This window comes from Alphaproteobacteria bacterium (genome assembly GCA_020638555.1).
In the GTDB taxonomy this organism is placed as follows: domain Bacteria; phylum Pseudomonadota; class Alphaproteobacteria; order Bin95; family Bin95; genus JACKII01.
In genome coordinates this window covers 1-26735 of the sequence record JACKII010000007.1, presented here as the reverse complement: position 1 = coordinate 26735, position 26735 = coordinate 1, and the positions used below count along the sequence as shown (strand labels likewise).

Sequence of the window (26735 nt, the reverse complement as noted above, 5' to 3'; positions counted from 1 at the left end):
GGCGATCTCCACCGTGCCAGGCCTGGAGTGAAAAGGATCACCCAGGTAAGAACCTGCAAGGTCCCGCCGGGTCCAGTAGCGCGGGATTTTTCGCGAAAAAGGGCTTTTCGAGCACGCCTGGCAGAAATGCATAGGCCCGGCCCATATCGGTGTTGATCACCTCATCGGGGCTGCGAAGATCGCGCGCCATCTTGGCCTTTTGATGCGCAAGGCGGCCCCTGATGGGCGGCGCTCAGCATGGAGGCGAGCGGATCGCCGCCATTCACCATATCCAGCATTGCTTTCGATCTGGCGGCGCGGGCGCGCTCCTGGGCGCTGACATCATCATAAGACAGCGTAATCTTGCCAAGCTGGCGCGAGATCAGGCTGGCCTGATCGACCGATCTTGTGCCGAGATAAATCTGCACCCGCAGGCTCTGGGGAATGATCTCGCTTGCACCCTTCTTGAGGTTATCAAGTTGGCGCGTGGACTGGACCACATAGGCGGTCCTTATGCCGAACCCTGCGGAGATGGTTGCCAAGCTTTCCGCCATCGGCCAAAGGAAATGCGCTATCTCGTTAAGGCACCAGAATTGCGGCCTCGCGCTCATCGGCGCGCGGCGCTTGGCGATCAACGCGGCTGTGAACAACGCCCGGATGACCGGGGCGGTCATTTCCGCATATTCCAAATCCTCCATGATGGAGACCATGCAGGGCGGGCAATCGCTCTCGGTCAAACGCTCGAAAGAGAGATCGAAGGGCGGAGAGAGCGCTTCGCGGATTTGCGTATCCATGATTGGTGAGAAGCTACGGCTGATCTCGTTCTTGATGGCTGACCAGCCGCCCGTATCGCTCTCCTTGGCGCGCTGCTCTTGCAGCATGGTCGCCACCTCGGCGATCTGCGGCTCTGGCTGGCAGGAAATGGCATGCTCAAAGGAAAGCCAGGCCTCACTGGTACTGCCGAGAGCCCTGCCATCCGGTCCGCGAGGTTCGGCAAGGTGACGAAACCTCGCTCGCGTCGTTTCTGTGACGATGGCCGCGGTGACCAGTTTCTGGGCCATGCCTTCGAAATACGCCGCGCGCGGATCGGTGTTGGTTATCCAGTTCTGACCAAAGAGCAGCGCACCGGAACAAGCAAAGGCGAACCCTGGCTTGAAGGGCTCGCAAGGGTTCATGTGGTGAGAAGGCATCCCCGCCGCCCCGCGGGATTGAAGTGAAAGCAAAGCCGCCCGTGAGACACTTGCTGGGCGGCGATGACCGTGTCCTGACGCTTGAGATCAAGCGCGATGATATGATGAGCACCATTCTTATCCTTCAGGTGCCCATCGACCAGCCATGGGATGACGAGAGACCCTTTCAGGCTACGCGCGCCACCGCATAACAGGATAGCGGCCTGGCCGTCCGCAAAGCAGGCGCGGCCTGCCTCATCATGCCCGATATAGGCCCCGGCGCGCTTATAGAGCCCCGCGCGTTTGCGCATGGCGCGGTCCGCAAAACCCGCCGAGCCAAACCTGTGTTCTTGGAAGTCGATCATGGCATTGCCCTCACATGGCCCGGCGCACGGCCAGCAGGCCGAGAGCGCGGTGAAGAGCGCCGAGATGGCAAACCCGGATGGCGCAGAATATGAGCGGCCAGGCGGCGATCTTCGCCGCCAGGTGCAGCTCAGCCCGCCGTCTCATAGGAGTAGAGATCAAGCAGTGCGTGCCAGATCGGCATCTCCACCAACGGCCATACTTGCGGCGTGACAAAGATTGTCCCGGCGATGGCGGCAATGACGGCCACACCGTTGAAGGCGCGGGCAAACCCGCTTGCATTGTTGGAAAGTGACATGCCCGCCCCCTCTATGCCTTGGTCAGCGTCGGCAGCGAGAAGGCCAGCACCGCGATGAAGGCGGCAGCAAGGCCAAAGGGCGCGCATGGGCGTGATCGGTTCGCCGTAAAAGGCAAAGGCAATGCCGAGCGCCAGCATCTGACCGATCATGCCGGTCAGAACGATGGCCGCAGACATCGAGCGGCTAAGCAGGATCAGGAACGGGATATAGCTAACCATCAGCGCGGCGAAGGCGCTTGCGGTCCAGATAATCGTCCAGCGTTGCTCATGGCTGGCGAGCGCCGCGCGGAAGGCCCAGGTCGAACTGGCAAAGCCGCAGGCCGTTACAACCGCGATGCCAATCTCCTGGAGATCAATGGGAAGAGGCTTCATCGCCAAATCTCCTTACTCAATAAAATCGTGGGGTGTAGGACCGGGCGGCGGCAGCCGCCCGGTATCAGGGATGAATGGCCACCATGAGCCGTTGACCGGGCGCAGACGCTCCAGGCGCACGCGCGCCGCGCCATTGGCCTCGAAGAACGCGGGCCACCAGCGGCGCAGTTCGTCATGGGTGACAAACTCAAGGCCCGGCTGCGGCAGGGTCAGCGACTCCACCAACAAGACAGTCACATCCATGCCGGTGAGGGCATCAGGGCGGATCAGGTCGTAATCGGCGCGCTTGGCGAAGCTCGCAAGCCCGGCATCTCGCCGCGCTTCATGCCGAAGGCGGCGGTTTCCGGAGTTCTCCAGCCCATCCGATAGCCAAACAAAGCGCCGGTCCCGCCCCTGGAAACCGGAATAGCGCGAGATTGCGCGCACGCTGGAAAGGATCAGGCTTTCCTGGCCGTCTTATCCGCATCTTGGGTTTCTGCCAGGATACGCTGCACAGCCTCATGGAAATGCGCATTGGCTTCCCCGGCGATGTGGGCAAGGCGCGGACCCGTGGTCTCTGGCGCGCCGATGGCTGCCTGTTCGAACGAAGTCGAAGCCGGGCGGCAGATCACGAAGACCGGCTTGGCGATAGAGCCCGTGCTATCCCTCGCAGTGGTGAAGATCATGATCCGGCCATTGACAGGGGGTCTCTGAGTAGGCCCGCTCCAGCGCGTTCACCAGATCGCGCCGCTGCGCCGCGCTCAGATTCGGATTGACCGAATAATCCAGGAAGATTGCGGTTTGCGCCTGGTTGGGGGCGCGGATAGCAATACTCGGCGCTGATCTGCTCGATCTGTGTGCGTTGGATAAAGCCATAACCGCCGCCGCCAAGCACCATGACCGGCAGGGCCACCAGAGCGACGATCTTGACGAGCTTGTTGGAGCCGCCACGCTTGGGACCCTTGCGTCCACCGCGAGCAGGACGGGTGCGTCTACGATTACTGCGTGCCATCGGAATCTCCTTCTTCATCAAGCAACAGATCGAGATTGGGGAACTGAGCTTCGAACGCGGCCAAGGCCGCATTCACGCCGCTAACGGCTTCAGACCTTGCCGCCTGGAGCCTGGCGATGGCCGCGCGCACCGGCTCGCCATCTTCGCGGCCATGGGCGCGGCAGGTTTTAATCAGATGATCGATCCGGGGCATGAGCAGCGCCTCATAGGCCGCCGCATCGAACCCGTTGGCCTTGGGAGCGGAGCACCCTGGACAAAGCCAAAATCCGATGCCTTGCGCGCGCCCGCCTTTCTGGCTTCCTCGCGCGCGCCGGTTACAGCGTTGTTGTGGGCATCGATCCGGCCTGCGATCTCCAGGAACTGCTCTTCAGCCTCGCGCGGCGCTTCTAAAAGCTCATCCAGCGCGTCTTCGGCGTCCTCCAGCGCATCCTCGGCGGCTTCCTCAATCGCATCGATGGCGGTATCCGCCATCTCTTCGCCCGCCGCCGCGATTGTGCCGGTTGCCTGCTCATAAGCTTCGCCGTAACCGGGGATCGGATCGGCCAGGCCCACATAGCCCTCACGGATCGCCAAAATGGCCGAGCAGGTGCCGATGGCAGTGATGATCAAAGAGAGTGAGTCATCATACGTGGCCAGCGCGCCGATTTCTGAGAACTCGAAGACGCCTTCATGCGAGCCCAGCGCCCGCAGACGCGCTGCGGCAAAGATTAGGACGGCTTCGGCGGCCACACCCGCCAGGGTGCCGAGTTTGGCAGCGCCTCGGATGAGCCCCGCGCGCCGGATCGGCGCGGCGCTCGGAGGCGGCAAACACATCGTAGGGCTCGCGGTAGGAAAGGTAGCGCAGACCCAGAAAGCCGGTCAGGACGCCGACGATTATATTAACGCCCGCAAATATAAGGCCGTAGGCAAGGCCCGGAGCGACATCGACTTTGCCGCCCGAGATCAGAACGCCGCCCGCCATCAAGGCTTCCATAAGCCAGAAGCTGACGATGATCAGCAGCGTCTTGAGGATATCGGGCCGGACGGGCTTGCGGATCGTGTGATGGGTGAGCCTGGAGCAACCGGAAATGATCGCCCGCCGCGATCCGGCGCGCCGACAATGCCGAAAGCCCGGCCTCGGTGCGAGCCTTGATCGCGTCGATGGCCTGGATGCACGCTTCCATCGCTTGAATAGCGCGCTGCGCTTCGCGCGCGGTAGCTTCCGGCAGAACAACAGCGCGGAGCCCGGCCAAAATTTCACTGGCGTCCGCACGGGCGCGGCAAGGAGGTTCCGCTTTTGTTTCAGCGGCTTTCGGGCTTTTGATTTGAGGAAGGGCCATGACATTAGGCAAGCCTCCAGTGTTTCGCCAAACGGGTGGCGATGGGGAAATTCAGGAATTGAGGGATGTCGCGCCTGCGTTGGTCTTACTTGCCGAGCGGGACGCTTGGGTCACCTATCGAGCCGTGAGCCGATTGTCAGATTGGCTCAAGGGCGTCAGCAAATGCGATGAAGTGATCGGAAATCGCGTTATCTCCTCCATGCATGTCTCGTGAACCGGGGAGCATCGAGGGATATATGGGTCAAAAATTTGACCCAGTCAATGTCTATTTTCTCTCAGGGTATAAGATACAGCCGTTCACGGTGCAGCCGAGTTTGTTAAGTATCTCTATTTGCACATCGATTGTGGCTGTCCCATTCCTTGCGCTTTGAACGGTCCCCTTGCTTTTTCTGAGGAATGCCGCAGCTTCTCGCAAGGATAGCTCACGATCATCCAGCACCTCTGAAATTGCCTGAGCGAGTCCTTCGCGCGTAATCGCACCTTCAAAATTGTCCTAAGATTACCTTTTCCCAACTCAATTACAGTACCGGAAATATCGCCCTGCGCCGGTATTTCGCTTATGGGGCCAAGTTCATTTAATATATCGAGCGTACAAACAGCACATAACGGCCCGATTATCACAAATGGATACTTATTAAGTACCAGATTTGCGATAATAATTGCAAGGTCATATTTATCTTCTTCGTTCACATTTCCTATAACGCTGAAAATTTCTTCCCTGTTAGCCTGGTACCAATCCTTGCCCTCTTCGGTGATTTTATCATTGCTTGAGGACAGATCGCTCAAATCCCCGGAAAATGCGAGCGCCCCACTTGCCTCCCGCAGCCGTGATCCGATGGTGTAAAAAGCCGTTCACTTGGCTCATCAAGCCAACCAAAAAATTTCTTCGTCGTTGATTGAGTTGTGCCTTTGCAATGTGCTGGCCTATCGCCCGTAGTCTTTGAGTTCAGCGACGTCGAATGTGTTCAGATAATCATGATACCCCAAGCTATCCCTCATGCTCCTGGGAAGCCCATTCCATACGAAGCTGTTTTTAAGAGAAATGGCATCCACGTTGTTCTCACTCATCATTGGAAACAAGCCGCTTGCACCGGCAATGACGATGCGCCGCCAAAGAGTCATTATAAGTTCTGCTTCCTCTATCTCGGAATTGAAGATCGAAAAATGCTCCGGCTGAGAGCATATTCTGCTCGCTCAATCAGATATCCAAACCGAGAATAAGCCGAAGGATAGCGCCCGCGTTCCTCTAAGTCGTAGATGCGCGCATAATCCGGATGGTAAATTGGATTTTCGGCCCACTCGCGCCATTTTGATCGTTCTTCCAATGGCTTCATTGATTTCACTCCACATGATGCAGTAGCAAACCGCGCGGAAGAACGCCTGAAGCGTTTCTTGCGCATCGGGTTGCTTCGAGATCGCGTCATAGAAAGTACTAAAAACGCTAGCAGGTCCGCCTCCAGGCTCATCCTGCTGATGCCCAAAAAATAGGTCAGCCGATGTGCGGTAATCGGCACTCTGGTCCGCTTTCTCTTGGACATCTCGTCCAGAACATTCGCCAAATCCTGTAGCCGGAATGACGAAAGATTCAAAGGCGTCTCCACGTTGAACCGGTTACCGTGATTCAGCCCTATATGCGAATATTCGTGCGCCAGCACGAAGCTTGTCAGCAACCGGCAAAACTTTAGCTCGTCATCTGAAACCCCGCAAAATGCCCGCATCACTCGCAGGCGTATCGCATAAAAATGCTTTCACCGACTCGCGCGCAATAAGTAGGATTCCCTCTATATCATCGAATTTTTACGTTAACCTTCTCGGCTCCGACGTTTTTCTGCCAGTCACTCGCAGGGATACTTTTTTGAAATATGCCGCGAACAAAGCTGCAAATCCAGGCAGTCTGCGGCGTATGCTGAGAAAAATGAAGATATACGGAACTTTAATGGGAACGCCTTCTAGATACTCAAAGTGCTTTATCAGTCCGTTTAGAGCCACAGAGTGAATAGAGGAAAATGGAATCATATCCATATCTTCTGTTGCGATGGAAATTCCATCTGGAGGGACATAATAATTGAAGCTATCGACAACGAAACGTGCGCAGACCGAAAGTTCCCTTTGATAAATCGGGTCCTGATATGGGGTAAGACGTAAATGTTCGAATACGCGCTTTGCGCCGGGCGGATTTACGCTTATGGCTTTTTCCATTGTGTCGTCGATGCGTTTTTCGGTCATGTGCGGCGCACCGGGACCGATTAACTCAAGGAAATCCTTTTGAATTTTCTCAATTTGCTCCAACGCGTGAGCCGGGTGCGAATTGGCAAGCATCCTATCGAACAAAGTCTCACCACCTTCCAGGCGACTGCCGGATCAAGATCGCAGGAGTTTAGCCAGAAGCAGTGGCGGCGTCGAGAATTCGGCTGGCTCCAACTTCACAGACGCAGCATCGGCGCATGACGAACCAGGCGAAAACGCCTTCGAGCGTGACGGCGAGTGTAGTACACAGAAAGAACCGTATACAGATTGTATACAGACCGGAGGCAGAAATAAGGACGAAGGCAAGATGTGCGCCGTATACGGCGCATCTTGCCCTACGTCGCTACCGCGACTTCGGGAGGGCGTGCCGCCCCCGTTTCACCCCCTGCTTCATAGCGCTTCCGGGGTATCGAACCCGTTCCAGCGCCATAAATCGTGTCACCACTCATTCACGAGCGAGGATTCTCGTCCCCGCATAGCGTGGTTGTAACGATCACGATGTCTAATCGGTTAAGTGATGCTGCGCCTTTTCAATCAACGACGACCTCGCCTCCGCTATGGTCAACCAACTACCTCTCGCGGCGATAAGTGCATGGATCAACCGATGGCAGGTGGCGCAAAAGTGCCGTATCTGACATCCCTAACTTTGCCAGGCCCTTGCTCCGCAAGAGGAACTAAGTGGTGCACTTCAAATGCTGCTTCTTCGAATAAATGCCCAAGATGTGCAAAACTTGCAGCGCAGATATCACATGAAAGGGCGCCAGACTCTTGCCGCTTTGCAGAACCCTTTTCCTGAGTTTTGGATCACGCTCTCGCCTCTTATGAGCCCCAGTCACAATCTCTCCCCCTCAAAAAACACTATGTCATCTTCTTCATGGGCTCTAAATCAAGATCAAAACACCGAATGGCTGATCTTATCGTCTGTGCTATTTCTTGAGTTTTAGCGCTTCGACTCCCTAGCTGTTCCCAGATTTCTCTATCCATGCGTGAATTGTGCGGTAGCCCTCCGCCTTCGGCAGCTTGTCGAATGTTGTTCAACTTTAAAACGACGGCAGATGCCGAGCGGAAGTTTTTACGATTTCGGTATTTTCCCATCATCAGGTTGCTCCGAAGGCAATCCGAGAGTTCAATAATGCTAGGATCGGAAGCTGCGGGTATTTCGCCATTCAATTTCAGATAAAGATCAAGAGCAAGTATCGTTTCTTCCCTAGTCCAACTTGGATTCCGTAATTTCTCGTTCATTGCGTAGTTCCTTCAATTCGTGCTTCTTTTCTTTCAGCAACTCTCTGAGAACGCCTGCTATCCCATCTTCTGTCTTCGTCTCGCATTCCATACGACGATAACGTCCCATCCATCGTTTCGAAGTTGGTGCTCGCACGCGGCGTCGCGCGCGATGTTCCTCTCAAATTTTGCCCTCAGAACTCTGCCCGGGTCTTAGGTGTACTAGCTTTTTTGCAGCCCTAGGTGGCGGTGCCAAAAACAACCGTGAACAAAAATGGCAGTGCGGTACTTTTTAAAACAATGTCGGGCGAACCTGAAAGTTTATCGTTATGAACTCTAAATCTGAACCCTCTCGAATGAAGAAAACGGCGAACGGCCATTTCTGGTGTAGTGTCACGCCGCCTCACAGCCCTCATTATTTTTGAGCGATTTTCAGAATTTTTCGACCAAATCTAAATCACTTATATTTTTCATATAGGATTTTGTTGCATTCTACCCAAAACTACACTACAATGCGTCTATGGCTCAATTCATTTCCAGACCCACATACGGCTTCGATCCGGCCTCCGAAATTAAAGTCGCCAAGGCGCTAGAGAGCCTGGATGACGATTGGATGGTCATTCACTCAGTCGCTTGGCAAGGGCGTCGAGGAAAGCGACAGGGTGACGGAGAGGCCGATTTCATACTGTTGTCGAAATCGGTTGGAGCCATCGTCTTGGAGGTAAAGGGGCGGAGTGTTCCTCAATAATGGTCGCTGGATGTCCGAGGATAGGCGCGGCGACATGCACGTTATTAAGGGACCCGTTCGTACAAGCAACTGCCTCTAAGGTAGCTCTCCACAAATGGCTTTCGGACTGCGCTGTCGCTTGATATTCCGACGATGCATGCCGTCGCATTTCCTGATGTTTCGGTGCCGCCAAATCTGGGACCGGCTGGAACGCCACAGATTGTGATCGATCGGTCAGGAATGACGAATATAGTAGGCTGTCTACAAATTATCATCTCCCACTGGAACCCAAAGTGCGCACTCAGGCTCAAAGAACTGAAGCGTATAGTCAATGCACTCGCGCCGACTGTGGTCGTCCGCAGAACTCTGGCCGACGACACTTACGATGCGGAGCACGCCCCAGTCCGGTTGACTGACGAACAAAGGCGGGCTTTCGTCGGATTGCGGCGCGCGCGCCGTGCGGCGGTGTTCGGTGGCCCAGGGACCGGCAAGACATTGCTGGCCTCTGAGAAAGCGGCGCAGTTGGCCGAAGACGGGCATAAGACGTTGCTCGTATGCTACAATGCTCTTCTCGCCCAAGCTCTTGCACGATCTAAAGTTCTTGAAAACGTCCAGGTGTCGACCTACCACTCCCTTTGTTTCTCCGTAATGAAGAAAGCTGGCCTCGCTATTCCGTCCCCCGTTCCGGATGCGTGGTGGAGCATGAAGCGCCAATTTCGCTGATAGAGGCGTGCGGTGTATTAGAAGAAAATTTCGACGCTATCGTAGTGGATGAAGGTCAAGATTTCTCATCAGATTGGCTTCAGTCTCTTTTGGCGATCTTAAGCGATGATGCAGACTCTCCATTTTATATATTTGCCGATGCTGACCAACGGCTTTGGAGCCGAAATTGGGAACCTGAGCCAGATTGGTTCCCCTACGAGTTGACGATCAATTGCCGCAACACCGAGCCAATTGCGTCTCGGGTTCGCGCGCTGTCGTTCGAAAGGACGGCTCGTCGTTGGGCGCTACCGGTCCCATGCCGAAATGGTCGCAAAAGAGAAGTCCTCAGAGATACCAGACTTTGTCTGCAACCTCGTCGCGACGTTGATTGACGACGGATTCGAAGTGAACGATATCGCGGTCCTATGTGAAGACGTCAAGATCGCTCGTGAGTTAGCCCAGAAGAGCGTCGGCAATGCCGTATTTTGTAAATTTGGCGGGAAAGGCGTCGTGGTCGAGACGATCGCGCGTTTCAAAGGCCTCGACGCTCCGGCGGTGGTCCTTGTCTTGAGCGCGGCGAGTTCCGAACCGGACAGAGACGCCTATGTCGGATCCAGCCGTGCTCGATCATACCTCCACGTCGTAGCCCTGACGGCCAGACAAGGATCGACACATTGAACGACCCCTGATCAAAGCAGCAACGGGAAATACCCTTTGTTGCGATCAAAGAGAACATTCCTATCAAGCTTTGTATTAAAGAGTCTGCATGACGGTTCGCCAAGGTGCAGACATACCGTACATGCGGCACCGTTCGGATTGGAAGAGCATCCAGGGTCAAGCGGACACCGCCTTTCATCGTTCACAATCCTGTCCAAAAGCGTATGCAGATCATGTTCATATAGTGCTTGGAGCCCGCCGAGCACAAAATCGCCACGTGGGACTGCATAGGTGACGAATGCAAGTCCGAACGGAAATAAGAGTTCTGACAATGCGTTTCGATCTATTCCGGCGTAGAACGAAGCGTGTCGGACCGTGCGATGCGAAAAGGAGTGCACGAGGGTCAAAACATCGTCGAAAATTGGTGAGGCATATGGATCGTTTCCGAAAGCCTTCAAAATCGCTTCGTAGTCGGTTCGTGGATTGTCCGTCAGCATTAATCGGATGGTTGCGTGCACGTAGCCAGTGCGCGACTTTGGTTGGATTGAGCCGTGTGACCAGAGCTTCAGTCTCCGCTAGATCACCGTAAACAACGAACGTCCCGTCCTTCTCTACGAACGCCCTAAGCCTGGAACGTCCGGGCTCTTGATCGCCTCGAGTGTATCCATATTGTCCTGTCAAAACCGGAAAACTCTCCACGAGATCAATCCGGTCTATACCCTGCTTCCCGAGTGCCGCCGGATATGTATTTTCATATTTTTGTCGGATGTCATCTCTAGCGTCCGCGGCCATTCTTTGAATCGTCAACCGTGTTTTAGACATCGCCAAAGCGATTGCCGCCGCTTCGTTTTGCGCTTCTTCAATTACCGTGGGCGAAGCTTCGACCCGTGCGGCGGCGCTCTCGGATAGGGTTCGAGGAGGCCATCATCTGGTCCACGGTTGCTGGATCAAGACCTCGATCGAGAAGCTCTCGCCTGAGCGAAGCAGCTTTGGCACCTTCGACTTTGTCGATCCAGTCAGCCTTCATTCCGTCCGCTAACCAGGTCAATGCAGCGGGAGCGCCACCCGCCTGAACGAGTTCCCGCATCTGTTGTTTCGAAGGAGGATTGACGATGACTATAGATCGGGGGGTGTACACAGCGGCGCTTCTGTGAACGCCAAACTCCATCATTTGGCCTTTGCGAGGACCATTGAGTCCACATTGGCACGTCGTGTTCAGGAAAGGTCGTCCCAAGTCTCGATGACAAACAGGGCATGACAGCCTGATCTCGGATAGATCTGTCGTGCCGGGAAGATCCATCCTTACCTGATTGTGGTCACGGCACTCGGGATAATAGGGCTCTCTGATTTCACCGCAGGCATCGTGGAACAATACGAAGGGCAATTGACCGTGTGGTCCATTCGATCCGCACTGACACCTCGCTCGCGGCGATTTATGAAGCCTGTTGCATTGTCGGTTCTTGCACCGCCATCTCTTTGGGAATGGAGCTACCTCACGCCGTCGTGTCGATCCAACGTCTCTACCCGGATCGGACGCCCCGATCTTATCGCCTGAATGAAACCACCGTCCATCGGAGGCGTAGTGTTCGCCCAAGGCGCGATAGCACGTTCCAGCGCCCTTCTGAGTTCATCTAGGTCGACGCCGTGGGCGGCCTCTGTTACCCAGCGGGCGACTTTCCACACTCCTCCTTTCGCGTCGATCGTTTGTTGCGGTAGCAATCCGAAAAGAACCTGTGATGCACTCCGGCTGTCCTTCATTGTGGATCGCTCCCCAAACCGGCACTTGTTCTTCTACGTCGCGAAGCGATAGCATAGGCTTGCCCTGGGACCCAAATCGTTTGACCATTCACTGCCGTTTGCCGGGTCCTCAATATTGGATACAAAACGATCGTACCAGTTTTCCACGTCTTTCATTAGTGAGCGCGTGTCTGCTGTGTCGTACCCAAGACATGTTGCAAATAGCAGCGATCTCTTCCTTCCCAAAATCTGGTACACTGGAGAGATAGCTTCGCAGTTGGTGGCCTTCCAAAGGCTAGTCCCTGCATTCGGTTGATGCATCATTAGAATTCGCGCAAAAGCCAGGCCAGGCATCGTACGCTCCAAAACTCTCCGGCTCTTGCCCGTGATGGGTATAGGCTCAACGAATCTGTCACCCTGGTCTACATATTGCGGAAACAAGCGATACACGCTGGCATCTCGTTCGCGCGCGATTTTATGGACGACGAATACAAGGGATGGCCAGGTTCTCCTGACCCGTGCTGTCGCTTGAATGAATTCGGCGGTCGTCAACGGCAAGCCGAGCATCGTCATCACGTTTAATCTATCGACGTCGACCCGTGGCTCATCATGGATGAGGCCGCTATGACATGAACCCTTTTTGAAAAGTCCGGATCAGGTCTTTCTAAGCGATCCAACACGCTTGAAACGTCTTCAAAAGGCGTTCGTCCGGTTAGAGAAACGACCTGCGGAGGTGGATCGGGAATGTCGCCCCACTGCGTCTCGGCAGAACGCCTCGACGGCATCCAAATCGCGCAAAGTGTTGCCATAAATTACGTTAGTACCGTAGAGGTCGACAAGCCAAGTTACCATGCTTGGATCGACGCCGAACGTCGGAGCCACGGTTGTAGGGTTGTCTCGGTTCTCCCTGATCGCGGTTTGCAAAGACACCGCCATCCTGTCTAAGGCGTACTCAATAGTTTGTCCGCGCGGAGCAACAGCCAAGAAGCGTCGCATAGACTTTTCGTCGGGCCCCGACCAAAAACCGTTCCCGGCTTTCGGTTCCGGCTGCGGAAAAACACGGGCTTGGCGACGATACAGAACCTCCGATTGCCTTTGGTAACCGGAGAGCGTTGCCGATGAGGCTAAGATTTTTGGCGTGCTGTCCGAAAGCTCCTTTTGAAAATGGTCGAACAAGGCTTCGTAGTGAGCGTCAACAGGCTCCTAGATTGTCCCTCAGGAGATGTAACTCGTCTTGAGGCGGTACGTAACTCCGTAAAGCCGGGCGTCCGGGGAGGGGGGCCCGTAGGTGTGTTGCAGCGCGGGTGTAGACAGCCATGGGGTCGCCCAAATCTAACCGCATAGGTGTGTGCCCGTGCTCGGGCTCTGGACAGTAGCCGTTAGAGCGGCGACCATGCCGCGCATGTTAGTTTGGAAAGCAATACCGGCTGCTTTATCCAATGTGCCAACGACGACCGTTGGCAAATAGCGCCAAACTCCGAATCTACGACCCAAATTGGTAGCGGGTCTTTCGGCCCCAATGGCAATTTCGTTAGTGCATCGATGTTCTACGCGCCAAAACTTGCGCCTGAACTTCATGGCGATCGTATCGCGTTTGCAGAAAGGGCAGTTTTTCAACATGCGCAGACGTTCCGGCATATCTGCGTCTTCGAAGTCCCACTGTCCCTGTTCCTTAACAGAACGCGTGTCTTTGATGTCATTTGGCGTCGAGGTGCCCCTGATCAAGAATCCGAGGCCGAACGCGTCACCTCCTAGATCGTAGCGGCTTCGCACAATTTCGGCTGCAGCAAGGGCATTTTGCAAATCGCTGAGTTTGTTGCAAAGAAAGCAGACGTAGGGGAAAACGCGACCATGCGGTGATGCCGGTGGTCTTGCCTCGCATTCGGTCGTAAAATGCGGCGGTAAGTATAAGTCCGAGATAAGTTTCGGTTTTTCCTCCGCCGGTCGGAAACCAAACAATGTCCACTATGTCTGTTTCTTTTCCGATACACGAATCCAAGTTCGCAAGTAAGAAGCCGACTTGAAAGGCCGCCAGGAATCATACTTCGCTTGCCCTTCAGCGTCGCACGTAGAGAGCGCCATTGCCTCGTTCATCAACATGAATGCCCGCGACAATCGCTCGTCGCTTTTAAATAATGCTATACCTCGTTCCAATCGTTCCTTTTTCTTCTTCATAACCGTTTTCTCAGTCTTGAAATGAGTAGCCATGTGCTCGGACCAATCAGCAGTGGCGCTTCGTACTGCTTTTGGGTCCCATGCGACTTCCCCCATTTAGCATGGGCCTTTGCTAGTGCCTCGCAAGAGGGGAGAGGTCGCTCGCTAACTGCGCGAAGCTTAGGTCAGGCTCTTCATCATCGACCGTCCAGAATATCGGTCGTCGCTTGTCGAACTCCTGGTAGATCAATCGTTTCTGAATCCGCCACTTCCCCATCTGACGCCACAATTGATACCATATGCTGGGACACAGCGGTCGTAGCGAAAACTGTCAGGTAAGGCATCAAGTACGAAATCAATGGTTTTTCCGGTTTGATCGCGAGCGTTGCTTCGAACAACCTGCCCTTACAAACCGTTCCCCGATATTGGGTGGTCATGGTCCGATTCGTTGACGAGTTCTGCAACTATCTCAAGTCGACCACTTTGATTCCTCGAACATTCTAGCCTAATTTCGGCCTCCAACCCCGCACAATAAGTAGATAACGCTTCTGTGAAAGGCCGAAGGGCTAAGCCCTGTTCAAGAGCGCCGAGACCGGGCGAGATCACCGTCTCGAACTGCACCGGTTCTGATTTAGTCCACTGGGAATTCCCGCTCGGGCGATGCCAAACGCGGAACTTGGCATTTATACGGAAAGACTGATTTGCATCATTCGGATCAATGAGGAAGCGGACACCGACAGCGCAAGGCTCCAGCCGCTCCGCTCGATCCCCAAGTGCAGATTGCGCGATTTCGTTCCGAGGAGCCAATCGCCCAAGCCAATACTTACCGCGCGGATCGGTCTCGCTAGAGGATTTCGACGCACCTGAAGCATCGGCATGTACCCTTGAGGCCAACCAATCGACGCATTTTCTCCGCTGATAGGTATTTGTCCGTAGTCAGTTCAGATAAATTCATCGCAAAATACCTTTAGAATTGCCAAGTCTTCTCTTGATGGCGAGCCGTCTCAGGCTGCCCAGTGCCTTTTCTTCGAGCTGTCGAATTCGTTCGCGCGTGATGCCGTAACTCTCACCAATCGATTGAAGCGTCTCCTCTGTGCCGTCGAGCCCAAATCTCCGCGTGATGATATCCTTCAATCGATCGTCGTTTAGCTCTTCAATAATTGATCTCACGCTTTGGAAGGTGTCGTTCGAAATAGCGATCTCTTCTGGGCCGGGTTTCGTGTCCGGCACCAAATCCGCGAGCGTGATGCCTTGGTCTGGTCCTACGCTATCTTCTAGGGACACAGTCCGCATCTCGGCAATTTGTGCGATTCTTGCGGTGAAAGCATCGCTCCAGCCCAGCGCTTCAGCGATCTTACGAACCGCCGTTCCTGAATTGTCGGTAATCAGACCAAGGGCGTTCCGTGTCCTCCTGAATTTTGAGATTCTTTCCAGTATATGAACTGGCACTCTGATAGTGCGAGCATCGTTGGCAATCCCACGATGGACCCCCTGTCTAATCCACCAACTTGCGTATGTGCTAAATCGACAGCCATAGTCTGGGTCGAACTTCTCCGCCGCTCGCATCAATCCCATCAGCCCCATCTGAACGAGATCGTCCGCATCGTGCCGATTGCGCATTCGGCGCTCGAATACGAACTTAGCAACCAGACGAATATTGGATTTGATGAGTTTGACGCGCGCGCCTTCTCTCCTGCGGCTAACACGCGTTCGTCAATTTCGGTACGTTGTTCCGGATCAAGCTCTGATACTCTCAGCGCTCTCTGAATTGCTTCGCCGCACGCTGCTTCTTCATCCTCGTTAAGTAGAGGATAAGCACGAGCGGATGCCAAAAGATGATCCAGAGCAGTTGAATACCCTGTGCGGCGACGCTCTCGGTATAGAGCTGTCATCGGTATTCGACGTGTCTTCCGCGATCGTTATGCCTTCAGGCTCTAAGTGCCTTTTCGATAGCGATCGCCTGATCTGGGGCGATGTTTCTTCGAAGATAGAGCCGATCAACAGCTTCCCTAGAAAGCACGTTTCCGGAGGATTCAGCATCGTCTGAAAGGTCCTCTAATGTCCTTTCGAATAGGTCAGAACTTGAAAATGCTTCTGCCATAGCATCACGCGTAGCTCTGTAAATGGTCTCGGATGCTTGCGCCTATGACGCGGCCTAACAGGGGAGGAACGGCGTTTCCAATCATACGCCCGACGTGCTTCATTCCAGGAAAAGGCGCACTCCTAGGAACGAATTCGTAATCTCGAGGAAACGTCTGAAGCAGCGCGGCTTCTCGTAACGACAGAGCGCGATCCTGCTCTGGATGTCCGAACCGTCCGTTACCAAACCCGAAGCATTGTCCCGTGATGGTCGGGGACGGTTTATCCCATTCCATTCGTCCATACACGCCTGGGTATGTCTTTCCGGATTCTTTCAAGTGACATTTTGCAACTAACTCTTTTGGCCAGTCACGCCAAGTCCCGCCAGGCCTGGAGACCTTGATCCGTTTCATGTTCAACTCGGAAAGACGACTCGTTCGATGAAGGCCATCTACCGCGTCGACGTCTCCTGCACCCAGTGGCGGCAGGCTCTCGATCGTCTCGCGTACGGTTGTCCAGTCGTTTTCATTCGGATGAGTGGGCTTCATTAATGTGATCGGCCCCAATCGCGATGCGAGCAACACTAATCGTCTTCTAGTTTGAGCCGCTCCATAATGTCGACAGTCAACAGGCCCGTACTCTACTTCGTACCCAGCAGCCGTGAGTTTTCTCACGAACTGTCGGAACATCGCCGTACCTTGAAGGGGAGTTACATTCTCCATAGATACGATATCCGGGTTTGTCTCATCTACGAGTTCGGCGAATCTTCGTAGCAGTACCCAACGTTGTTTATGGCTCCCCGTGGTCCCTGTGTGTATGTAGAAACGGCTGACATGGAGCACATCCAACCAAAACGCGAATGTCCGCCCCTGCCCACGCCGCCTCTGCTTCGTTAGCGGTATATTCTCGAACGTCCTTACAAATAAATCTCGATTCCGTATTCTTTTCAAAAGGGTACCTGCAATATTCGTCGATATCGACGCCTTCTACTACAGTCAAGCCAGCCTCTTCAAGTCCATAAGTCAGACCACCGGCACCACAAAACAGATCAATCGCTCGAATATCTTTAAAATTCATTTGCCGACAATCTACCATTGTTTCAAAGTCATAGACAAATTTATTCTCAGAGCTGCCCCTGTCTCGAGACACCGAGCTCCGCCTTCTGACCGCTTTAGTCTCTCCGATCGACCAATGCCGAACCGATGCCGGATTCTTTTCAGCATACCTCATGTAGGGGTTTCCCTTTTTCCTCCACTATATAAGCTTTTACCCCACCAACCGTGCGCAATCTAGATCAATCCTTAAGTTTTCAGACGTTGTTTCGCTATCAAGCTGCATAGCGCGCCGTTCCGTCCGGGTGCTCGTAAACTGAGCCTGTGCTTTGCATGTCTTAGCCCTGCGGCTTCGACCCCTCGCGCATTCAAAGGGAGCAGCCCGGCGGGCCGCACATTGTCTCTCCTTCCTGGGGGCTCCGCCCCGGCGCACTTCGAACAAAATAGATCGAACAGAAAATTGCGTTGCTGGTTCCCCTGAAGGTCGCCCCCAACAACGCAGATTTTCTTTCGCCGATTTTTCTCCGCTTGCACCCCAGCCTCGGCGATGAGGGCCAAGGGTTGCAGCAGCAACCCAACCCCTATGAGGAGAAAACCAATGACCATGACTTTCTTTGCACAGCCCTATGACATTTCAGCGACCGGCTTTTATTTTGAGAGCGGTGAGGAGTTCGCCGAAAGGGCTGCCAAGGCCAGAAACGATTACGGCCAGCGCGTCGAAGAGTTTGAAATCCAGTTCATCGATGGCGAGGCGATTGACGCGGCGCTGGCAAGCGCCATCGGCATCCATCAGGGGAATATCGCTGCCTTTATCGAATTGGCCGAAGGGCTGGATGAACACGAAAAGCGGGTTCTGATCATCGCAGGCGCAGAGCTTGGCTATGCCATCGATCCGAAGGAAGCCGACCCGGAGGCCTTCGATATCGATATTTACGAAGGGGTGACCATGCGCGAACTGGCGGAGCAATTCGTCGATGAAGGGCTATTCGGTCAAATCCCCGAGCACCTGGCCCATTACATTGACTATGACACCATCGCCCGCGATTTGGCGATGGACTACACCGAAACCGAAATCGCGGGAGTAGGATGATTTATCGGAGCGCCTGATAAGGCGCTCTCGTGCAATTTGAAAATTAGCAGCTTCCCAAAATTCTATCGGATGCTGATTTCTATATTGATCGGAATTGATGTTTTCGATGGTTGCTCGTTATCTAATTCCTGACAATACATTCTGCCAATAGCCACTGAAGCCTCGTCATAACGGCCTCGAAACGCCATTCCCGTTGCTTCGGCGATATTTTCTAGTGGGGTTTCATCTGGATCAAATTCAAAATCAAAATAATCAATTATATTACACCTGTAATTGTCGCAAGAGACCTTAAAATTTCCCATGGCTCTCGAAAAATCCATCATAATACCAGATGTACTTAATTCTGATCCGTTAATATCCGATAGTGTCGAATTTAAAGGATATTCATTCCGGAAAAAGCCATTCATAAAATTAATTCCATTTTCGGTATCTATTAAAATTTCACCTTTCCTCCAGAAAGTATCTGCTTTGCCACAGTATTTTCTGGTTCTTCTTCAGCTTGTGAATCTACGCCAAGACGTCTCCACATTCTTTCCACGAGGTTTTGACGGGGGTCTGCTTGGGTTTTCAGCTCTGCTATTATCAAAGATTGTATTGTTGCGGCGTATTCGGGCGGAATTTTGCATCTAAATCTTCTCTACCAAATGGTTTGGTATCACTTTTAAGCATTTTTTGCATCAAAGTAGTGCTTAATTTTGGGCCTACTACTAACTCGTGGACAGAAATCGAAGTCTGGAGAGCCTTCCTTAATAGATACTTAGTTGCATCTTCACTGACCACAGCGGCTACTGCCGCTATCCCAAAAACACCAGAGATAAAATTTTTCTTAAAAGACATCATTTACATTTTATAAAATTGTTATTATGTATAATATAATTTTATTATTTAGTCAATATAATTGAAACGGATATTGATATTTATTATTCATCGAAAATGATAAAACGCGTCGATTTTATGTATCTCTTCTTCGATATTTATAGAGAAGGACCGTTGAAATTACGTGATCGCCGCCTTGGTCTTTTTGCCTTCGCGCTTTTGCTTCCGCACATAGTCTTGCGCTTCTTGTTCGCGGGCAGGCTCAGCCGAAGGTCTCATTGGAGCCAATCGGTTGATATCTTCACCGAGTTCGAAATTTGGATCAACTTATGGCCCGACTTGATCGCCCGCGCCTTGTCCATGAGTTCTTGCCGGGCGGTTTTCTGGAATTCAGCCAAAGCAGCATGTTCGGCGCGGTCGCGGCGCAGCGCCAGCTTCGCCGCCTCAGGTTTTCGGCTGCATGGTGCGCTTGCGCGCGCCTGTGATCCGGTCAAGAAGGCCGCGCCAGCCCGTGCGGATACGCTGGGCTCTAGCCGCTTCTTCCCTTTGGCTCCTGGCCTTTTGCTCTTCTGCAAGACGCTTGAGTGCCTCATCCTGTGCCCGCAGCGCCCGGCGGCGACGCTCGGCAATGTCTTTGAGCCTGGCTTTCGCGGTTTGCGCCTGAGTTGCCCGCAGTTCATGGAGCCGGTCAGTTATACGCTTCGCCGCTTCGTTTCGTGCGGCGATCACGTCCAGGAGAGTTTGAGAGGTAGTGACTTTATCGGCAACCTGGCACGTCTTGATCCCCACCCATCTGGCAATGGCATAGACCTCGCCGTTGTGATCCACGGCTACGACGCCGCGCCGATCTCCTTTTGCCAGGATATACCCCCGCTCTTTGAGGGCATGGGCGAAGGTGGTTTGTGTATCCGAGATCGCCCAGCAATCCTGGAACATCTCCTTGAGCCTGGCCGGGTCTTTCTTGGCGCGTTTGGCTTGTTGCCATTCCGCCAAGGAATAGTTGCGCGGATCACGCTCTTCATGACGAACAAAGCCTCTTGGCATGCTCCAGCCATGCTCAAGGTACAGTTCTCGGCCCAGATCATTCAGCTTGCGGCGGTCATAGGACATCTGCACCGCTTTCATGCTCTCTATGTCGATCCGGCACCAGACAGCATGGGCATGGCGGCGGAGCCGCCCATCGCTTCCGATCTTCTCATGAAACACGATGGCTCTTGGCTGGCCTGAGAGCCCAAGGCGCTCTTCCGCCTTGTTAATGGCCTCTTCAAAGAGTTCAGGGGTTGGTTCGGCCTCATGCGGCGGGTTCAGGCTTAAAGAATAGAGATGCTGCTTGCAGCGCGTCCCTCGGCTGACCCCATAAGATTCCAGGAATGCGCCATGCAGATCATCAGACACAAAGCCTCTGATCTCATGCACGATCACGCGCTCATTTTCTTCCTTGAGAAGATGCTGGGCCAGTTCTCTGGCTCCCCCGCGCTGATTGCCCACCAATATCATCCGGGCCTCACTTTTAGGCCTAGGGCACGGATCAGATCATCACGCATGGCAGATACATCTTCGAAGGCGCGCCGGGCGCGGCGTCAGTCTCCGGGGAGAGAAGAACACGCCCGTCCTCAGCAACCTCAAACGCAAGGGCGAGATCATCAGCCAGGCCGGAGCGTCCGAGAGCACCAGCACCCGGCCCAGAGCTTCATGGTCCTTGATTGGGGATTGGCCACGGGTTCGGCGCGGCGCATGATCACCATTGAGGACCCGCTCGCGCACATAGCGGCTCAGAGGTAAGCCTGGGGCTGATCGTTCAAGCGTGCTCTTCTCGGCATCATCGACCCGGAACGAGATAACGTGCGAAGCCGCCTTGCAGGGCTTCTTGCGCACCGAAACCGCCGGAGAGTTGGCGCACGCGTTGAACGTTTCTTGCAGAGAATTGTTGGTTGGAGGAACAATCAGGCGCGTCATGGCTGCGGCCCTCCAAACTCAGGACCGCCTCGCTCATCACCGCCCCCCAAATCCGGGCTGACAATCTCTAAAGATTGCGGTATGCCACCAATATCAGCCTGCTTGAGAAGCGCGCCCCATTCCTCTAAACACTCCAAAGTGCGTTCTAGATCATTCTCCTTAGGCGCACCATTTTGACAACTCTTTGAATTTCCTTATTGTTTCTGACGCTGAGGAAACGCTACTGAGCTAACACATTGATTTAATGTTATTTAAAGTTCGATTCCTGTTGGCGCTTGGCAATAGACAGCCTGAGACATCGCCATGGATTACACCGAAACTGAAATCGCGGACGAAAGACTGATTTATAGGAGCGGCTAGAAAGACGTTCCCATTCAAGTGAAGGCCAAATAAGAGCCGAAATTAAATACAAAGGCTCTGGTGGGGTTCAGCTTGTATGCCCGCTTTCAGGTTCATGCCCTGTGTTTCTGCTTCAAGAAGCTCAGCAAAAGCCGCATATATCTCCGGATCATCTACTATCTTCTGAGCTGCTTCAGGTGAGATCATGAGTTTTGTCTCTGTTTCATCTAATCGCGTTCCTATAACAACATAAACAGGGTTTTGACCAACCGGAATGCCAATTACATCGAGAAAACTGCGTTTTAGATTTGAGTCGAAAGCTGTTGCATAGTCTCTTGGCGCAAGCTGCCACTCATATCCACCTGTATGATACCTCCACATGGAGTGATCATTACTTGCATAAGCATTCCCGGGAAGCCTATCGAGTAACGGGCGATCTCCTCGAACACAGGCAAAATAAGTGTCCTTATACCTTTCTGGCATATGGACTGCCATCGGTTCGTTTGGATCGCCGGGAGTTAAATTGCGTCGCGCATCTCCAGCAGCAGAACTAAAGCCATCGGTTGTCATTAATTTCTCCAAGATTTAATAATTAAAAAATATTTTCATAATATATTGCATTTGGGAATAAATGTCAAACTTCAATCTTCTGATTCATTAATGATGGAGCCAATAAGCTCATTTAATATTTGAAAATTCCTGATGCCCACTAGGCTTGGCCCTATAGCCTCGGCGCAGGCCCTTCATGGTTCCTTGGCCTTGGCCTGCAGGCTTCGCGCTTTTGCTTCCGCACATATTCTCGCGTTTCTTTCTCCTGGGCATAATCAGGCGAAGGGCTCATCGGTGCTAATCGGTTGATGTCCTCGCCGAGGCTCTCGCTGGATCGCCTTGTGGTTGGTTTTATGGCCCGCGCCTTTTCCAATAGCGCCTGCCGGGCTTTGTTCTGGAACTCAGCCAAAGCGGCATGTTCGGCGCGGTCACGCCGCAGCGCCAGCTTCGCCGCTTCGAGGTTCTCAGCTATGATACGCCTACGCGCGCCTGTAGCCCGGTCGAGAAGTCCGCGCCAGCCCCTGCGAACGCGCTGACTTCTAGCCGCTTCTTCCCTTGGTTCCTGGCCTTCTGCTCTTCTGCAAGGCGCTTAAGCGCTTCATCCTGTGCCCGTAGCGCCCGGCGGCGCTTGCGGCAATGTCTTTGAGTCTTGCTTTCGCGGTATGCGCCTGGGTTGTCCTCAGTTCATGGAGCCGGTCAGTAATGCGCTTGGCCGCTTCGTTCCTTTGCGGCTGTTACATCCGGGAGGGTTTGGGTGTTAGCGATTTTATCGGCAACCTGGCGCGTCTTGATCCCAACCCATCTGGCGATGGCATAGACCTCTCCGTTGTGATCCACGGCAACAACGCCGCGCCGGTCTCCGCGTGCGAGGATGTAGCCGCACTCTTTCAGGGCGTGAGCGAAGGTGGCTCGGCTGTCCGAGATCGCCCAGCAATCCTGGAACATCGCCTTAAGCCTGGCCGGGTCTTTCTTTGCCCGCTTGGCCTGTTGCCATTCGGCCAGGGAATAATTGCGCGGATCACGCTCTTCATGACGAACAAAGCCTCTGGGCATGCTCCAGCCATGCTCAAAGGTATAGCTCACGGCCCAGATCATTCAGCTTGCGGCGATCATACGACATCTGCACCGCCTTCATGCTCTCTATGTCGATCCGGCACCAAACAGCATGGGCATGGCGGCGAAGCTTGCCGTCTTGTCCAATCTTCTCATGAAACACGATTGCTCGCGGCTGACCGGAAAGCCCAAGGCGCTCTTCTGCCTTGTTGATGGCCTCTTCAAAGAGTTCCGGGAGGGCTCGGCCTCATGCGGAGGTTCAGGCTTAAAGAATAGAGATGCTGCTTGCAGCGCGTCCCTCGGCTGACCCCATAGGATTCAAGGAATGCGCCATGCAGGTCATCAGACACAAAGCCTCTGATCTCATGCACGATAACGCGTTCATTCTCTTCCTTGAGAAGATGCTGCGCCAGTTCTCTGGCTCCCCGCGCTGATTGCCGACCAGTATCATCCAGGCCTCACCTTCAGGCCCAGCGCGCGGATCAGATCATCGCGCATGGCAGATACATCTTCGAAGGCGCGCCGGAGCGCAGCATCAGCTTCAGGAGAAAGAAGAACGCGCCTTCCTCCGCAGCCTCAAATGCAAAAAGCCAGATCATCGGCCAAACCGGGCGTCCGAGAGCACCCAGCACCCGGCCCAGGGCTTCATGGTCCTTGATTGGGGATTGCCCGCGCGTTCGGCGCGGCGAATGATCACCATTGAGGACCCGCTCACGCACATAGCGGCTCAGTGGCAAGCCCGCCGCAGAACATTCAAGCGCGCTCTTCTCGGTATCATCAACCCGGAATGAGATGACGTGCGATGCCGCTTTACGGGGTTTCTTTGGCTTGGCAGCCAACGGAGAAGCCGCAGACGCGTTGAAAGTTTCGTGCAGAGACTTATCGGCTGGAGCAAAAATCGGAGGCGTCATGGCTGCGGCCCTCCAAACTCAGGGGCTGCCTGGCTCATCACCACCGCCAGAATCCGGACTGACAATCTCCACAGATTGCAGTATTCCGCCAATATCAGCCTGCTTGAGAAGCGCGCCCCATTCCTCTAAACACTCCAAAGTGCGTTCTAGATCATTCTGGTTAGGCGCACCATTCCCCTCGCTCCCCTCTCCTGAAATCCCTCACCTGCCCCTTTGCACGGCACGAGTGGGCCGGGCGTTTTTAGGTCGGCACTCAAGCCGCTGGCGAAGCGCGCGGCGAAGGCCGGTTTCGGCTGTGCGAGCGACTGGGATTGGAGGCGGTTCTGCGGGCTCGGCCATGGCGACCGGGTGCCGGATGCCAATGCGCGGTCCGATTTCCGCGAAGCTGCAATCGCGGCAACGCAATGCCCACTGCCGGCGGCTTGCCATGCGCCAGGCAAACACTGAAACCGCGGCCAGGCCGCGCGCAAACTTCCTTGGCGCATCCGGTCGACGACGGGGAGCGAGGCGACGATGGCAGAAGTTTTTGAAATCCCTGGTGAGCCCGGCAGGATTCGAACCTGCGACCCACTGATTAAAAAGTTCTTTTTGGCCATATTTTCAACGCTTTGAAATCGCACATTTTCCCTCCATGTCCATGTATATATAATTGATATGCAACGGTTATACATTGCCTGCGCCCGGAAACCGTGAGACATTGTTCGGACACGAATACGCATTATATGTGCGGACATAGTGCGGACACGGGAGCCTACTGATAATGAAACTGACTGACGCCAGCGTTAAGAAGTTGGAGGCGCCTGAAAGGGGCAACCGCATTCACTACGACACCGAGGTTAAGGGCTTCGGCGTTCGCGTGACGGCGAAGGGATCGCGGGCATTTGTTTTGAATTATCGGACGCGGGCCGGCCGGGAGCGTCGGATAACGATAGGCTCGTTTCCAGACTGGACAACGGGCGCGGCGCGGGCGGAGGCGGCAGACCTGAAAAGGCGCGTCGATGGCGGCGACGATCCGCTTGGCGAGGTCGAAGCCGACCGCGGTGCAAAGACGGTTGCCGACCTGTGCCAGCGTTACACCGCGGAACAGCTACCCCGTCTGCGGGAAGGCAGCCAGCGCGATTATGCGGCGCTGATCCGGCGGTTTATCCTGCCGGAATTGAAGCATAAAACGGTTGCCGAGGTGGCGTTCGCCGACATCGACGGCTTGCACCGTAAGGTCACGAAAAGCAGCGGGCCATATACCGCAAACCGAATGCTTGCCGTAGCTTCCAGAATGTTCGCGCTGTCGATCCGCTGGCAATGGAGGACCGACAACCCCTGCCGAGGCGTGGAGCGAAACACAGAGGAAAAGCGGCATCGTTATCTATCAGGCGACGAACTGGCACGGCTGACTCAGGCGCTGGCCGAACATGACGACCAGCAAGCGGCGAACATCGTCCGGCTGCTTTTGTTGACGGGCGCCAGACGCGGCGAGACGCAGGCGGCGCGCTGGGCAGACTTCGACTTGGCGGCGGGAGTCTGGACGAAACCGGGCGCGACCACGAAACAGAAAAGTATGCACCGCGTGCCACTAAATGCGCCGGCCCGCCAGCTACTGGCGGCATTGCGGGAGGATGCGCCCGCTGGCGCCGAATACGTCTTTCCAGGCCGCGGCGGCGAAGGGCACCGGCAAGAGATAAAGACCGCGTGGCGGCGCCTCTGCATCGCGGCCGGGATCGTCACCGCCGGCAAACCTTCGGCCCGCCTGCACGATCTGCGCCACACTTACGCCAGTGTGCTGGCCAGTGCGGGGCTTAGCCTGCCGGTCATTGGGGCGCTGCTGGGGCACACGCAGCCTGCAACGACGGCTCGGTACGCGCATCTGCTGGACGATCCTTTGAGGGCCGCGACCGAACGCGCCGGGGCCATCGTCATGCCGACGGCTGGCAGTGGTGAAATTTTGAAACTACGGGGTTAAGGCGGTGGATTTTGCGGACTTCGACGAAAGCTTTTTGATCGCAGCGAGGGGAGGCGACCTTGCGCCATTGGCAAAAAAGCTGCGGGATGGTGGCCGTCTCACGGATTGCGAGCGCGCTTTTCTTGCCGATCACCTGGAAGGAAAAACCAAACGGAAACCGGGCCGAAAAAGCCGCTTGCAAAGGCTGGACGAGTTCGTCGCTGAGGCATACGCCGATCTAACCGTGCACGGGGCGCCGAAAGATGCGGTTCAATATGAGATTGCGCAATACATTGGAGAGACGACGGCAAGCGTCCGCAAGCGAGTAAAGCGGGCGCGTCGAAGCTACCGGCTGTATGTTCTGCGCACGATGGGAGTGATGGGGAGCCGCCGGCAGTCCGCTCCTTACAAGGAAGCGACCGGGCCGGCCCTATTCGACCTGCCGCCGTGGGCGGTGGAAGCATACAAAAAATGTTTTCCGAACGAATTGCCTCGTTAATTCGTTCCATGCTTTGACGTGCCATGTCGCGGTTGTCCGGATACTAAACAGGTGTTTCCTGTCCACGGATCAAGGGCACCGCACGATGAATATCAAATTGGTTGACGACGAACTGATTCCAGACGTTGACTTGGCTTCGCTCTGGAAAACGACCACGCGCACTTTGCGACGCTACGATAACGAGCGCGACGGCCTTCCTTATGTTCTGGTCTCGGGCAAAAAATACCGACCCGTGAAGGCCTGCTCCGAATGGTTGGCCAGCCGTATCCGCCACCCGAATCCGAAGCGCGACCGCCGCACCGCGCGAGGCGCCTGATGCTTGGCACTGCGCTGTCTGACATGAAAAACGCCGCCCCGACTGGCATCGGGAGCGGCGCGATCTTCAATGGCTCGCTGAGGGGCGATTCCAAGGCCGATGCTACCGCATACGACCCTGATGGTCAAGGCGGTGCAGCATGACAGACAGCACCACCTTCTCCGATCTTGGGGCCGCCGCTCTGAAATACGCCGAAGACGGCT

At 54.7% G+C, this 26735-nt stretch carries 30 protein-coding genes and 2 pseudogenes; 9 read left to right on the top strand and 23 right to left on the bottom strand.

The features are described 5' to 3' along the window. Positions 1–161: 161 nt before the first annotated feature. The 9 genes from H6844_19325 to H6844_19285 form a co-directional block, all read right to left on the bottom strand. Positions 162–1154 carry a type IV secretory system conjugative DNA transfer family protein gene (locus H6844_19325; GenBank protein MCB9931557.1) on the bottom strand — a complete coding sequence of 331 codons (993 nt, stop codon included), beginning with the start codon at positions 1152–1154 and terminating at the stop codon, positions 162–164. Next, positions 1151–1513, bottom strand: a complete 363-nt coding sequence (locus H6844_19320; GenBank protein MCB9931556.1) for a hypothetical protein — start codon at positions 1511–1513, stop codon at positions 1151–1153. Before H6844_19320 ends, H6844_19325 begins: the two co-directional genes overlap by 4 nt. Before the next feature lie 128 nt (positions 1514–1641). Further along, positions 1642–2181, bottom strand: coding sequence for a hypothetical protein (locus H6844_19315; protein ID MCB9931555.1), 540 nt, complete (start codon positions 2179–2181; stop codon positions 1642–1644). 12 nt (positions 2182–2193) lie between these two features. Continuing rightward, positions 2194–2607 carry a hypothetical protein gene (locus H6844_19310; GenBank protein ID MCB9931554.1) on the bottom strand — a complete coding sequence of 138 codons (414 nt, stop codon included), beginning with the start codon at positions 2605–2607 and terminating at the stop codon, positions 2194–2196. An 11-nt stretch (positions 2608–2618) separates the two neighbouring features. Beyond that, the gene (locus H6844_19305; GenBank protein ID MCB9931553.1) at positions 2619–2846 is read right to left on the bottom strand and encodes a hypothetical protein; all 228 of its coding nucleotides are present in this window, start codon (positions 2844–2846) and stop codon (positions 2619–2621) included. Next, entirely contained in the window at positions 2843–3172 is a 330-nt protein-coding gene (locus tag H6844_19300) for a hypothetical protein (protein MCB9931552.1), read from the bottom strand. The genes H6844_19305 and H6844_19300 overlap by 4 nt, the downstream gene beginning before the upstream one ends. Next, positions 3159–3365: a hypothetical protein gene (locus H6844_19295; GenBank protein MCB9931551.1), complete on the bottom strand. Its 207-nt coding sequence runs from the start codon at positions 3363–3365 to the stop codon at positions 3159–3161. The genes H6844_19300 and H6844_19295 overlap by 14 nt, the downstream gene beginning before the upstream one ends. Next, positions 3344–3901 carry a hypothetical protein gene (locus tag H6844_19290; protein MCB9931550.1) on the bottom strand — a complete coding sequence of 186 codons (558 nt, stop codon included), beginning with the start codon at positions 3899–3901 and terminating at the stop codon, positions 3344–3346. The genes H6844_19295 and H6844_19290 overlap by 22 nt, the downstream gene beginning before the upstream one ends. Before the next feature lie 149 nt (positions 3902–4050). Then, positions 4051–4491, bottom strand: a complete 441-nt coding sequence (locus H6844_19285; GenBank protein ID MCB9931549.1) for a hypothetical protein — start codon at positions 4489–4491, stop codon at positions 4051–4053. On the opposite strand from H6844_19285, the gene H6844_19280 reads away from it, so the two are divergent. Then, a complete protein-coding gene (locus H6844_19280; protein ID MCB9931548.1) occupies positions 4490–4705 on the top strand; it encodes a hypothetical protein in 216 nt (71 codons plus the stop codon). The two genes, H6844_19285 and H6844_19280, sit on opposite strands and share 2 nt — an antisense overlap. A gap of 113 nt (positions 4706–4818) precedes the next feature. On the opposite strand, the gene H6844_19275 is transcribed toward H6844_19280, so the two are convergent. The 4 genes and pseudogenes from H6844_19275 to H6844_19260 form a co-directional block, all read right to left on the bottom strand. Further along, positions 4819–5277 carry a hypothetical protein gene (locus H6844_19275; protein ID MCB9931547.1) on the bottom strand — a complete coding sequence of 153 codons (459 nt, stop codon included), beginning with the start codon at positions 5275–5277 and terminating at the stop codon, positions 4819–4821. 1011 nt (positions 5278–6288) lie between these two features. Continuing rightward, a complete protein-coding gene (locus tag H6844_19270; protein ID MCB9931546.1) occupies positions 6289–6822 on the bottom strand; it encodes a hypothetical protein in 534 nt (177 codons plus the stop codon). A 774-nt stretch (positions 6823–7596) separates the two neighbouring features. Then, a complete protein-coding gene (locus H6844_19265; GenBank protein MCB9931545.1) occupies positions 7597–7980 on the bottom strand; it encodes a hypothetical protein in 384 nt (127 codons plus the stop codon). Between the two features lie 201 nt (positions 7981–8181). Further along, positions 8182–8375: pseudogene (locus tag H6844_19260) on the bottom strand (hypothetical protein). Positions 8376–8479: 104 nt separating this feature from the next. Here H6844_19260 and H6844_19255 point away from each other — a divergent pair. The 3 genes from H6844_19255 to H6844_19245 all read left to right on the top strand — a co-directional run bounded on the left by H6844_19255 (position 8480) and on the right by H6844_19245 (position 10066). Further along, positions 8480–8707, top strand: coding sequence for an NERD domain-containing protein (locus tag H6844_19255; protein MCB9931544.1), 228 nt, complete (start codon positions 8480–8482; stop codon positions 8705–8707). Positions 8708–8839: 132 nt separating this feature from the next. Continuing rightward, positions 8840–9409, top strand: a complete 570-nt coding sequence (locus tag H6844_19250; GenBank protein ID MCB9931543.1) for an AAA family ATPase — start codon at positions 8840–8842, stop codon at positions 9407–9409. A gap of 303 nt (positions 9410–9712) precedes the next feature. Next, positions 9713–10066, top strand: a complete 354-nt coding sequence (locus tag H6844_19245; GenBank protein MCB9931542.1) for a hypothetical protein — start codon at positions 9713–9715, stop codon at positions 10064–10066. 4067 nt (positions 10067–14133) lie between these two features. On the opposite strand, the gene H6844_19240 is transcribed toward H6844_19245, so the two are convergent. Next, positions 14134–14373, bottom strand: a complete 240-nt coding sequence (locus H6844_19240; protein ID MCB9931541.1) for a hypothetical protein — start codon at positions 14371–14373, stop codon at positions 14134–14136. A gap of 514 nt (positions 14374–14887) precedes the next feature. Beyond that, the gene (locus H6844_19235; protein MCB9931540.1) at positions 14888–15604 is read right to left on the bottom strand and encodes an RNA polymerase sigma factor RpoD/SigA; all 717 of its coding nucleotides are present in this window, start codon (positions 15602–15604) and stop codon (positions 14888–14890) included. A gap of 157 nt (positions 15605–15761) precedes the next feature. On the opposite strand from H6844_19235, the gene H6844_19230 reads away from it, so the two are divergent. Next, on the top strand, positions 15762–15983 hold the full coding sequence (locus tag H6844_19230) for a hypothetical protein (GenBank protein ID MCB9931539.1): 222 nt from the start codon (positions 15762–15764) through the stop codon (positions 15981–15983). A gap of 58 nt (positions 15984–16041) precedes the next feature. Here H6844_19230 and H6844_19225 read toward each other — a convergent pair. Continuing rightward, positions 16042–17092: pseudogene (locus H6844_19225) on the bottom strand (DNA cytosine methyltransferase). Between the two features lie 573 nt (positions 17093–17665). Between H6844_19225 and H6844_19220 the strand changes: the two are divergent. Further along, the gene (locus H6844_19220) at positions 17666–18157 is read left to right on the top strand and encodes an antirestriction protein ArdA (GenBank protein ID MCB9931538.1); all 492 of its coding nucleotides are present in this window, start codon (positions 17666–17668) and stop codon (positions 18155–18157) included. 62 nt (positions 18158–18219) lie between these two features. Here H6844_19220 and H6844_19215 read toward each other — a convergent pair whose 3' ends face one another. The 7 genes from H6844_19215 to H6844_19185 form a co-directional block, all read right to left on the bottom strand. Beyond that, positions 18220–18564 carry a hypothetical protein gene (locus H6844_19215; GenBank protein ID MCB9931537.1) on the bottom strand — a complete coding sequence of 115 codons (345 nt, stop codon included), beginning with the start codon at positions 18562–18564 and terminating at the stop codon, positions 18220–18222. A gap of 175 nt (positions 18565–18739) precedes the next feature. Then, a complete protein-coding gene (locus H6844_19210) occupies positions 18740–18997 on the bottom strand; it encodes a hypothetical protein (GenBank protein ID MCB9931536.1) in 258 nt (85 codons plus the stop codon). A 420-nt stretch (positions 18998–19417) separates the two neighbouring features. Next, positions 19418–20470 (bottom strand): relaxase/mobilization nuclease domain-containing protein, encoded by a 1053-nt coding sequence (locus H6844_19205; GenBank protein ID MCB9931535.1) that lies wholly within the window; start codon positions 20468–20470, stop codon positions 19418–19420. A gap of 39 nt (positions 20471–20509) precedes the next feature. After that, positions 20510–20929 (bottom strand): hypothetical protein, encoded by a 420-nt coding sequence (locus H6844_19200; protein MCB9931534.1) that lies wholly within the window; start codon positions 20927–20929, stop codon positions 20510–20512. Positions 20930–21331: 402 nt separating this feature from the next. Then, entirely contained in the window at positions 21332–21838 is a 507-nt protein-coding gene (locus H6844_19195) for a hypothetical protein (GenBank protein ID MCB9931533.1), read from the bottom strand. Positions 21839–22513: 675 nt separating this feature from the next. After that, positions 22514–22900, bottom strand: a complete 387-nt coding sequence (locus H6844_19190; protein ID MCB9931532.1) for a bifunctional DNA primase/polymerase — start codon at positions 22898–22900, stop codon at positions 22514–22516. 452 nt (positions 22901–23352) lie between these two features. Continuing rightward, a complete protein-coding gene (locus H6844_19185; protein MCB9931531.1) occupies positions 23353–23781 on the bottom strand; it encodes a hypothetical protein in 429 nt (142 codons plus the stop codon). 754 nt (positions 23782–24535) lie between these two features. On the opposite strand from H6844_19185, the gene H6844_19180 reads away from it, so the two are divergent. The 3 genes from H6844_19180 (at position 24536) to H6844_19170 (ending at position 26532) form a co-directional block, all read left to right on the top strand. After that, positions 24536–25738 carry a site-specific integrase gene (locus tag H6844_19180; GenBank protein ID MCB9931530.1) on the top strand — a complete coding sequence of 401 codons (1203 nt, stop codon included), beginning with the start codon at positions 24536–24538 and terminating at the stop codon, positions 25736–25738. A 4-nt stretch (positions 25739–25742) separates the two neighbouring features. Then, positions 25743–26216 (top strand): hypothetical protein, encoded by a 474-nt coding sequence (locus H6844_19175; GenBank protein MCB9931529.1) that lies wholly within the window; start codon positions 25743–25745, stop codon positions 26214–26216. An 85-nt stretch (positions 26217–26301) separates the two neighbouring features. Beyond that, positions 26302–26532, top strand: a complete 231-nt coding sequence (locus H6844_19170; GenBank protein MCB9931528.1) for a hypothetical protein — start codon at positions 26302–26304, stop codon at positions 26530–26532. The last annotated feature ends 203 nt before the right edge of the window (positions 26533–26735 follow it).